The 9,964-nt window shown below is 72.7% G+C and carries 6 protein-coding genes; 2 read left to right on the top strand and 4 right to left on the bottom strand.

Translation table 11 applies throughout. The annotated features are described in order from the left end of the window. A partial coding sequence (locus GT030_RS14920; RefSeq protein ID WP_161201525.1) for a glycoside hydrolase family 3 protein occupies nucleotides 1-1,771 on the top strand: 1,771 nt, incomplete at its 5' end. Between the two features lie 176 nt (nucleotides 1,772-1,947). On the opposite strand, the gene GT030_RS14915 is transcribed toward GT030_RS14920, so the two are convergent. The 4 genes from GT030_RS14915 to GT030_RS14900 are packed head-to-tail and all read right to left on the bottom strand — an operon-like array spanning nucleotide 1,948 to nucleotide 7,409. Continuing rightward, nucleotides 1,948-2,850 carry a ribokinase gene (locus tag GT030_RS14915; protein ID WP_161201524.1) on the bottom strand — a complete coding sequence of 301 codons (903 nt, stop codon included), beginning with the start codon at nucleotides 2,848-2,850 and terminating at the stop codon, nucleotides 1,948-1,950. 29 nt (nucleotides 2,851-2,879) lie between these two features. Further along, nucleotides 2,880-4,832 (bottom strand): substrate-binding domain-containing protein, encoded by a 1,953-nt coding sequence (locus GT030_RS14910; RefSeq protein WP_161201523.1) that lies wholly within the window; start codon nucleotides 4,830-4,832, stop codon nucleotides 2,880-2,882. Next, nucleotides 4,822-6,354, bottom strand: coding sequence for a sugar ABC transporter ATP-binding protein (locus GT030_RS14905; RefSeq protein WP_161201522.1), 1,533 nt, complete (start codon nucleotides 6,352-6,354; stop codon nucleotides 4,822-4,824). The genes GT030_RS14910 and GT030_RS14905 overlap by 11 nt, the downstream gene beginning before the upstream one ends. Further along, entirely contained in the window at nucleotides 6,351-7,409 is a 1,059-nt protein-coding gene (locus GT030_RS14900) for a LacI family DNA-binding transcriptional regulator (protein ID WP_161201521.1), read from the bottom strand. Before GT030_RS14900 ends, GT030_RS14905 begins: the two co-directional genes overlap by 4 nt. A gap of 180 nt (nucleotides 7,410-7,589) precedes the next feature. Between GT030_RS14900 and GT030_RS14895 the strand changes: the two genes are divergently transcribed. Then, a complete protein-coding gene (locus tag GT030_RS14895) occupies nucleotides 7,590-9,911 on the top strand; it encodes an ATP-dependent RecD-like DNA helicase (protein WP_161201520.1) in 2,322 nt (773 codons plus the stop codon). Nucleotides 9,912-9,964: the final 53 nt, after the last annotated feature.

Genomic DNA, 9,964 nt, shown 5'->3' with positions numbered 1-9,964 from the left:
GGCCGGCCTCGGCGCCGCGCTCGCCGTCCCCGCCGCCTCCGGCAGGGCCCACGCCGCCGCCCCGGACGACGCGGCGCTGCGCGCGGTCATCGCCCGGATGACGCTGGAGGAGAAGGTCGGCCAGCTCTTCGTCTCCCGGATCTACGGCCACTCCGCCACCGCACCCGACCAGGCGGACATCGACGCCAACCTCAAGGAACTCGGCGTCCGCACCGCCGACGAGCTGATCGAGCGGTACCGGGTCGGCGGCATCATCTACTTCACCTGGGCGCACAACACCCGCGACCCGCACCAGATCGCCGACCTCTCGGGCGGCATCCAGCGCTCGTCGCTGTCCCGGCCGCGCGGGCTGCCCATGCTCATCGCCACCGACCAGGAGCACGGCGCCGTCTGCCGGATCGGCAAGCCCGCCACCCTGCTCCCCGGCGCGATGGCGCTGGCCGCCGGCCGCTCCCGCACGGACGTCCGCACCACCGGCCGCATCTCCGGCACCGAGCTGCGCGCGATGGGCGTCAACCAGGACTACGCGCCCGACGCCGACGTCAACGTCAACCCGGCCAACCCCGTCATCGGCGTACGGTCCTTCGGTGCCGACCCCGCCCTCGTCGGCGCCCTGGTGGCGGCCGAGGTGAAGGGGTACCAGTCGGCCGGGGTCGCGGCCACCGCCAAGCACTTCCCGGGCCACGGCGACACGGCCGTCGACAGCCACACCGGCTTCCCCGTCATCACGCACAGCCGGGAACTGTGGGACAAGCTGGACGCGGTGCCGTTCCGGGCCGCCGTCGCCGCGGGCATCGACTCCGTGATGACCGCGCACATCCAGTTCCCCGCACTCGACCCCTCCGGCGACCCCGCCACCCTCTCCCACCCGATCGTCACCGGCATCCTGCGCGGCGAACTCGGCTACGACGGCGTGGTCATCACCGACTCCCTCGGCATGGAGGGCGTCCGCACCAAGTACGGCGACGACCGGGTGCCGGTGCTCGCGCTCAAGGCCGGGGTGGACCAGCTCCTCAACCCGCCCTCCATGGAGGTGGCCTGGAACGCGGTGCTGGCCGCCGTCCGCAGCGGCGAGCTGACCGAGGCCCGCGTGGAGGAATCGGTTCTCCGCATCCTGCGGATGAAGGCGAAGCTCGGCCTCTTCCGGCCCGCCCGCCTCATCCACGGCGGTGTCGACCGGATCGTCGGCAACAAGCAGCACCTGGCCGCCGCCGACCGCATCGCCGATCGCACCACCACCCTGCTGGTCAACGAGGGCCGGCTGCTCCCCCTGGACCGGCGCAGGCAGCCGAAGGTCCTGGTCGTCGGTGCCGACCCGGCCTCCCCGTCCGGCACCACCGGCCCGCCCACCGGCGTACTGGCCGCCGCGCTCACGGAACTCGGCTTCACCGCGACGGCGTTGTCCACCGGCACCGCACCCACGGCGGACGGCATCACCAAGGCGGTCGAGGCCGCCCAGGGCGCCGACGCGGTGATCGTGGCCACGTACAACGTGACCGCGTCCAGCTCCCAGCGCACCCTGGCCCGACGGCTGCTGGCCACCGGCCGCCCGGTGATCGCGCTGGCGATCCGCAACCCGTACGACGTCGCCCAGCTCACCGAGGTCAAGGCGCACCTGGCCGCCTACTGCTGGACCGACGTCGAACTCCGCGCCGCCGCACGGGTGATCGCGGGCCGGGTGAAGCCGCGCGGCAAGCTCCCGGTGCCGATCGCGCGGGCGGACGACCCGGCGAAGGAGCTGTATCCGCTGGGCTACGGACTGAGCTACTAGGAGCCCGCGAAAAAACTTTCCACGGGCGTGCAACCCTTCGCCGCCATCCGGTGTCGTACTACGCGTCAGGGCTTCGGGGGGGATTCCGTGGGGGGATTGCGAAGCTCCGGCACGTAGGGGGAAAGCGAGGGGGCGTCCCCGGTCGACAGGACCGGGGACGCCCCCTCGAAACTTTCTCAGGCGTCCAGTGCCGCGACCTCCGCCGCCGTCGGGTACGACTCCTGCGCCCCGCGCCGGGTCACGGCTGCCGCGCCGACGCGGGCCGCGTAAGCGGCCGCCACCGACAACTCCTCGCCCGCGCCCAGCCGCGAGGCCAGCGCGGCCGTGAACGCGTCCCCGGCACCCGTGGTGTCCACGGCGGCGACCGCCACCGACGGCACCGCCCGTACGCCCGAGGCGTCGCACACCAGCGCGCCCTTCGCGCCCAGCGTCACCACCACCGAGCGCGGGCCGAGGGCCAGCAGACGCCGGGCCCGGTCGGCCGGGTCGTCGTCGGTCTCCCCGTCGCCGAGCAGCACCCGCGCCTCGTGCTCGTTGACCACCAGCGGATCGCAGGCGGCGAGCACGTCGTCGGGCAGCGGGCGCGGCGGGGACGGGTTCAGCACGAACCGGGTGCCCTCCGGCAGCGCCCGCACCACGGCCGCCACCGTCTCCAGCGGGATCTCCAACTGCGCCGACACCACCCGCGCCGCGCCCAGCACGTCCGCCCTCACATCACCTTCGGTGAGGCGGGCGTTGGCGCCGGGGGAGACCACGATGCTGTTGTCCCCGGAGGGGTCGACGGTGATCAGCGCGACCCCGGTCGGCGCCCCGCCGGTCAGCACGGCCGCCGTGTCCACCCCGGCCGAGCGCAGCGAGTCCCGCAGCAGCCGGCCGTGGCCGTCGTCGCCGACCCGCGCCAGCAGCGCCGTACGGGCGCCGAGGCGGGCGGCGGCGACCGCCTGGTTGGCGCCCTTGCCGCCCGGATGGACGGCCAGGTCACCGCCGAGCACCGTCTCCCCGGCACCCGGCCGCCGCTCCACGCCGACCACCAGATCGGCGTTGGCGGACCCCACGACCAGCAGGTCGTAGTCGTACATCAAGGCTCCCTTACGGATATCGGGCGCGGTCAGCCGGTGAAGCCGGCCACGTTCTCGCGGGTGACCACCTTCACGGGCACCTTCACCATCGGCGCGACCTTGCCGCCGTCCAGCGCCTTGAGGGCGTTGGTGACGGCGATCCGGCCGAGCTGGGTCGGCTGCTGCGCCACCGAGGCGTACAGACTGCCGTCCTTGACGGCCTTGAGTCCGTCCGGGGTGCCGTCGAAGCCGACGACCTGCACGGACCTGCCCGCCTTCGCGCCGAGTGCCTTGATCGCGCCGAGGGCCATCTCGTCGTTGGCCGCGATGACGCCCTGCACGTCGGGGTGGGCCTGGAGCAGGTTGGACATCACGTCCAGACCCTTGGCCCGGTCGAAGTCGGCGGGCTGCTGCGCCAGTACCTTGATGCCGGGGAACCGCTTCAGCCCCTTGGCGAAGCCCTCGGCCCGCTCACGCGCCGCGGAGGTGCCCGCCTGGCCCTGGAGGACGACGATCCGGCCCTTGCCGCCGAGCTTCTCCGCGACCGTCCTCGCGGCCAGCTCGCCGCCCGCCACGTTGTCGGAGGCGACCAGCGCGGCCACCTTCGCCTTGTTGACCCCGCGGTCCACCGCGATCACCGGGATATCGGCCTTGCCCGCCGCCTTCACCGAGTTGCCGGCCGCGTCGGAGTCCACCGGGTTGACGATGACCGCGCCGTAGCCGGAGCTGGTGAAGTTCTGGAGCTGGTCGGCCTGCTGGGAGGCGTCGTCACGGGCGTCGGTGACGGTGAGGTCCACGCCCCGCTTCCTCGCCTCCGCCTGGGCACCCTCCCGGATCTGCACGAAGAACGGGTTGTTCAGCGTCGACAGCGACAGGCCCAGCTTCGGGTCGGCCGGGGCCGAGCCGTTGTGCAGGAAGGAGGTCGCGCCGACGATCGCCACGGTCACCACGGCCGCGAGCCCGTACGTCGCCGCCTGCCTGCCCCGGTTCCCGCCGCCGGTACCGGCCGCCACCGGGGTCGCGCCCGCCTTGCGGCGCACGGTGTCCAGCAGCACGGCCAGCGCGATGACGACACCGATGACGACCTGCTGCCAGAACGCCGAGACCGAGAGCAGGTTGAGGCCGTTGCGCAGCACCGCCAGGATCAGCGCGCCGATCAGGGTGCCCGACGCCTTGCCGGTGCCGCCCGCGAGCGAGGCACCGCCGATGACGACGGCCGCGATGGCGTCCAGCTCGTACCCGTCGGCGGCCTGCGGCTGCGCCGAGGAGAGCCGGGAGGCGAGCACCACACCGGCGACGGCCGCGAACACCCCGGACAGCGCGTACACGGCGAGCTTCTGCCGCTTCACCCGGAGGCCGGAGAGGCGCGCGGCCTCCTCGTTGCCGCCGATCGCGTACATCGACCGGCCGATGTAGGTCCGCCCCAGCACGAACGCCGCGAGCAGCCCCATCACCACCATGACCAGCACCGGCACCGGCAGCCAGTTGCCGAGGGTGTCCCCGAGATGGGAGACGGAGTCCGGGAACGGGATCGGCACGCCCCCGGAGATCACCAGCGACAGTCCGCGCGCCACCGACAGCATGGCCAGCGTGGCGATGAACGGCGGCAGCTTCCCGTACGCCGTCAGGAAGCCGTTGACCAGGCCCGCCGCGACGCCCGTGGCGAGCGCGAGGACCACCGCGAGGACGACCGGTACGCCGTGCGAGGTGGCGCTCCAGGCCAGCACGGTCGCCGACAGCGCGGCCACCGAGCCCACCGACAGGTCGATGCCCGCCGAGACGATCACGAAGGTCACACCGAAGGCGAGGATCGCCGTCACGGCCGCCTGCACACCGATGTTGAGCAGGTTGTCGGTGGTCAGGAAGTCGCCCGACAGCACCGACAGGGCTATGACGAGGACGATCAGCGCGGTCAGCGCGCCGTTGTCGAGCAGCAGCCGGCCGAAGCCGCCCGCCGCGGAACTGCCGGAGCCGGCCCGGCTCTTGAGGGTGTCAGTGGCCACCGGGGGCCTCCGTTTCGGTACTGGGGTCGGTCGTGGGGGTGCCCACGGCGAGGGACATGACGGCGTCCTGGGTGGCCTCGGCGGCCTGGAGTTCACCCGCGATCCGGCCCTGGGCCATCACCAGCACCCGGTCGCTCATGCCGAGCACCTCGGGCAGGTCGCTGGAGATCATCAGGACGGCCGCACCGGCCGCGGTGAGTTCGTTGACGAGCTGGTAGATCTCGACCTTGGCGCCGACGTCGATACCGCGCGTCGGCTCGTCGAGGATCAGCACCTCGGCGTCGGCCAGCAGCCACTTGCCGATGACGACCTTCTGCTGGTTGCCGCCGGACAGGGTGCGCGCGTGCTGACCGAGGCCCGCCATCCGCACGTTCAGCCGCTCGGCGATCCGCCCGGCCGCCGCGTACTGGCCCTTGCGGTCCACCAGCCCGCCCCGGCTCGCCGAACGCAGGGTCACCAGGCCCAGGTTCTCCGCCACGGAGGCGTCCAGCACCAGCCCCTGGCCCTTGCGGTCCTCGGGCACCAGCCCGATCCCGGCGGTCAGTGCCGCGTCCACGTCGTGCCGGCGCAGCGCGGTGCCGCGCACCTTCACCGAGCCCGCGTCGTACGGGTCGGCGCCGAACACCGCCCGCGCCACCTCGGTTCGGCCCGCGCCGACCAGCCCGGCGATGCCGACGACCTCGCCGGCGTGCACCTCGAAGCTCACGTCGTGGAAGACCCCGTCACGGGTCAGCCCCTCCACGGCGAGCAGCGGCTCGCCCCGCTCGGGGCGTTCGCGCGGGTACTGCTGCTCGATCGAGCGGCCCACCATCAGCCGGACGAGTTCGTCCTCGGGGGTGGACGCCGGGACCTGGCCGACGCTGCGGCCGTCCCGGATCACGGTGACCCGGTCGCCGAGCGCGGCGATCTCGTCCAGGTGGTGGGTGATGAACACGATGCCGACGCCGTCCGCGCGCAGCGAGCGCACCAGCGCGAACAGCCGGCCCACCTCCTCGGAGGTGAGCACCGCGGTCGGCTCGTCCATGATCAGCACACGCGCGTCCAGGCTGAGGGCCTTGGCGATCTCCACCATCTGCAGCCGGGCGATACCCAGTTCACGCACCCGTGTGCGCGGGTGGACGTCCAGCCCGACCCGCTTCAGCAGGGCCTCGGCGTCCGCCTCCATCCGGCCCCGGTCCACCATGCCGAACCGGCGCGGCTGACGGCCCAGGAAGATGTTCTCGGCCACCGTCAGATCGGGGACCAGGTTGAACTCCTGGTAGATCGTGGCGATCCCGAGCGCCTCCGCGTCCCGCGCGCTGCGCACCCGGACCTCGGTGCCGTCGACCAGGATGCGCCCGGAGTCCGGCGGGCAGGCGCCGGAGAGGGTCTTGATCAGCGTGGACTTGCCCGCGCCGTTCTCGCCGAGCAGGACATGGACCTCGCCCCGGCGCAGGCCGAAGTCGACGCCGTCCAGCGCGACCACACCGGGGAATGCCTTGCGGATGCCCTCGACGCGCAGCAGTTCGTCGGGATCGCTCACGGTGTGCTCCTCTGCACCGGGGTGCTCCTTCGCATGGGGGACGTGGGAGGAATCAGTACGGGGGCCGGGGCACCGCACGAGCGGCGCACCACCAGCCGGGCGTCGAGGGTCACGGACTCGGCGGTCCGCCCCTCGATCCGGTCGACCAGGGCGCGCACGGCGGCCCGGCCCAGTTCGCCGGTGGGCTGGGCGATGGCGGTGATCGGCGGGTCGGTGTGCACGAACCACGGGATGTCGTCGAACACCGCCAGCGCGATGTCGTCCGGCACCCGCAGCCCGCGCGCCCGGATCGCGTCCAGCGCGCCCAGCGCCATCAGGTTGTCGGCGGCGAACACCGCGTCGGGAGGCTCGGGCAGATCGAGGAAGCCCTCGGTGACCCGCCGTCCGCTGGCCGCCTGGAAGTCGCCGTGGCCGATCAGCTCGTCGGTGAGCGGCAGCCCGTACGCGGCCAGCGCGTCCCGGAAGGCGGCCACCCGCTCGCTGCCGGTCGTGGTGCCGGCCGGGCCGGCGATGATGGCGAGCCGCCGGTGCCCGAGCAGATGCAGATGCGCCACCAGGTCCCGTACCGCCCGCCGGCCGTCGGCCCGGACCACCGGGACCTCGGCGCCCGGGATCCAGCGGTCCACGAAGACCACCGGGGTGCCCGCGCGGGCCGCGTCCAGCAGCAGCGGGGAGTCGCCGGGGGCCGGGGAGACCAGCAGACCGTCGATCCGCCGGTCCAGCAGGGTGCGGACGTGGTGGTCCTGGAGGTCGGGGCGCTCGTCGGCGTTGCCGATGATCACGCTGTACCCGAGCGCGCGGGCCGCCTCCTCCACCGAGCGGGCCAGCTCGGTGAAGTACGGGTTGAGCACATCGCCGATCACCAGGCCGAGGGCGTGGGTCTGGTCGGTGCGCAGGGAACGGGCCACGGCGTTGGGCCGGTAGCCCAGCGCGGCCACGGCGGCCAGCACACGGGAGCGCGCCTCGGCGCTCACCGAGCGATGAGCGTTCAGCACGCGCGAGACCGTGGCGACGGAGACACCCGCCGCGGCAGCGACGTCCTTGATGCTCGCCATCGACGGCTCCACCTCCTTGTGGAATCGTTTACAACGACGTGTTCCGGAGGATTGGAATCGATTACACGGGCTCCCGGCAAGCCCCTCCCCGGTGGCTGAAATCAGATCGTGATGAACCCCGCTCAGATGAGCGCGTCAGGCGCGGGGTTCACTGTCCGTCCCCGCCGGTACCGTCGGTCCATGGCTCAAGGGGCGGCTCGACAGGCGGGAAACACGACGGGCGAACGGCAGTTGGCCGAGCTGGAGGGTGTGCTGGAGCGCATCACCTACGCGGACGAGGAGACGGGCTACACCGTCGCCCGCGTCGACACCGGCCGGGGCGGCGGCGACCTGCTCACCGTGGTCGGCGCGCTGCTCGGCGCCCAGGTGGGGGAGTCGCTGCGGATGCGGGGGCGCTGGGGCTCGCACCCGCAGTACGGCAGGCAGTTCACCTGCGAGAACTACACGACCGTCCTCCCCGCCACCGTCCAGGGCATCCGCCGCTACCTCGGCTCCGGCCTGGTCAAGGGCATCGGCCCGGTCTTCGCCGACCGCATCACCCGGCACTTCGGCCTGGACACCCTGAGGATCATCGAGGAGGAGCCGAAGCGCCTGATCGAGGTCCCCGGCCTCGGGCCCAAGCGCACCAGGCGGATCGCCGACGCCTGGGAGGAACAGAAGGCGATCAAGGAGGTGATGCTCTTCCTCCAGACCGTCGAGGTCTCCACCTCCATCGCCGTGCGCATCTACAAGAAGTACGGCGACGCCTCCATCTCCGTGGTGAAGAACCAGCCGTACCGGCTCGCCGCCGACGTCTGGGGCATCGGCTTCCTGACCGCCGACCGGATCGCCCAGTCCGTCGGCATCCCGCACGACAGCCCCGAACGCGTCAAGGCGGGCCTGCAGTACGCCCTTTCCCAGTCCACCGACCAGGGCCACTGCTATCTGCCCGAGGAACGCCTCATCGTGGACGCGGTCAAGCTCCTCCAGGTCGACACCGGCCTGGTCATCGAGTGCCTGGCCGAGCTGGCCGCCCCCGGCGAGGAGGGTGAGGAGCCCGGTGTCGTACGGGAGAGGGTGCCCGGACCGGACGGCGGGGAGCCCGTCACCGCCGTGTACCTCGTCCCCTTCCACCGGGCCGAACTCTCCCTCGCCGCCCAGGTGTCGAGGCTGCTGCGCACCGGCGAGGACCGGATGCCGGCCTTCCGGGACGTCGACTGGGACAAGGCGCTCGGCTGGCTGAAGGGCCGTACCGGCACCGACCTCGCGCCGGAGCAGGAGGCGGCCGTCCGGCTCGCGCTCACCGAGAAGGTCGCCGTCCTCACCGGCGGCCCCGGCTGCGGCAAGTCCTTCACCGTCCGCTCGGTCGTCGAACTCGCCCGCGCCCGGCGGGCCAGGGTGGTGCTCGCCGCGCCCACCGGCCGCGCCGCCAAGCGGCTGGCCGAGCTGACCGGCGCCGAGGCGTCCACCGTGCACCGGCTGCTGGAGCTGAAGCCCGGTGGGGACGCCGCCTACGACCGCGACCGCCCGCTGGACGCCGACCTCGTGGTGGTGGACGAGGCGTCCATGCTGGACCTGCTGCTCGCCAACAAGCTGGTCAAGGCCGTACCGCCCGGCGCCCACCTGCTGTTCGTGGGTGACGTGGACCAGTTGCCCAGCGTCGGCGCCGGGGAGGTGCTGCGGGACCTGCTGGCCGAGGGGAGTCCGGTGCCCGCCGTCCGGCTCACCCGTGTCTTCCGCCAGGCCCAGCGGTCCGGTGTGGTCACCAACGCGCACCGGATCAACGCGGGCCGCCACCCGCTCACCGAGGGGCTGGACGACTTCTTCCTCTTCGTCGAGGACGACACCGAGGAGGCCGGCCGGCTCACCGTGGACGTGGCCGCCCGCCGCATCCCGGCCCGCTTCGGCCTCGACCCGCGCCGGGACGTGCAGGTCCTCGCCCCGATGCACCGGGGCCCGGCGGGCGCCGGCGCCCTCAACGCCCTGCTCCAGCAGGCCGTCACCCCCGGCCGCCCCGATGTGCCGGAGAAGCGGTTCGGCGGCCGGGTCTTCCGGGTCGGCGACAAGGTCACCCAGGTCCGCAACAACTACGACAAGGGCGCGAACGGCGTCTTCAACGGCACCGTGGGCGTGGTGACCTCACTCGACCCGGTCGAGCAGCGCCTGACGGTGCTGACCGACGAGGACGAGGAGGTGGGGTACGAATTCGACGAACTGGACGAACTGTCCCATGCCTACGCCGTGACCATTCACCGCTCCCAGGGCAGTGAATACCCGGCCGTGGTGATCCCGGTCACCACCGGCGCCTGGATGATGCTCCAGCGCAACCTGCTCTACACGGCGGTCACCCGCGCCAAGAAACTGGTGGTGCTGGTGGGTTCGCGCAAGGCGATCGGGCAGGCCGTACGCACGGTGTCCGCAGGCCGGCGGTGCACGGCGCTCGGCTTCAGGCTCGCCGGTTCCGGACGTGTCGGCGAAAATGATCGATCAAATGAGTCAGGAAGGTCACAGAGCCTTTCCTGATGCCCCGCCCAGGGGGCAGGATGAGCAGGTTGACGGCACTGAGTGCCGCCAGT

It is taken from the genome of Streptomyces sp. SID1328 (assembly GCF_009865595.1).
Classification (GTDB): Bacteria; Actinomycetota; Actinomycetes; order Streptomycetales; family Streptomycetaceae; genus Streptomyces; species Streptomyces griseoluteus.
Note: the sequence above shows the minus strand (reverse complement) of the source record. Positions and strands in the feature narration are given on the sequence as shown.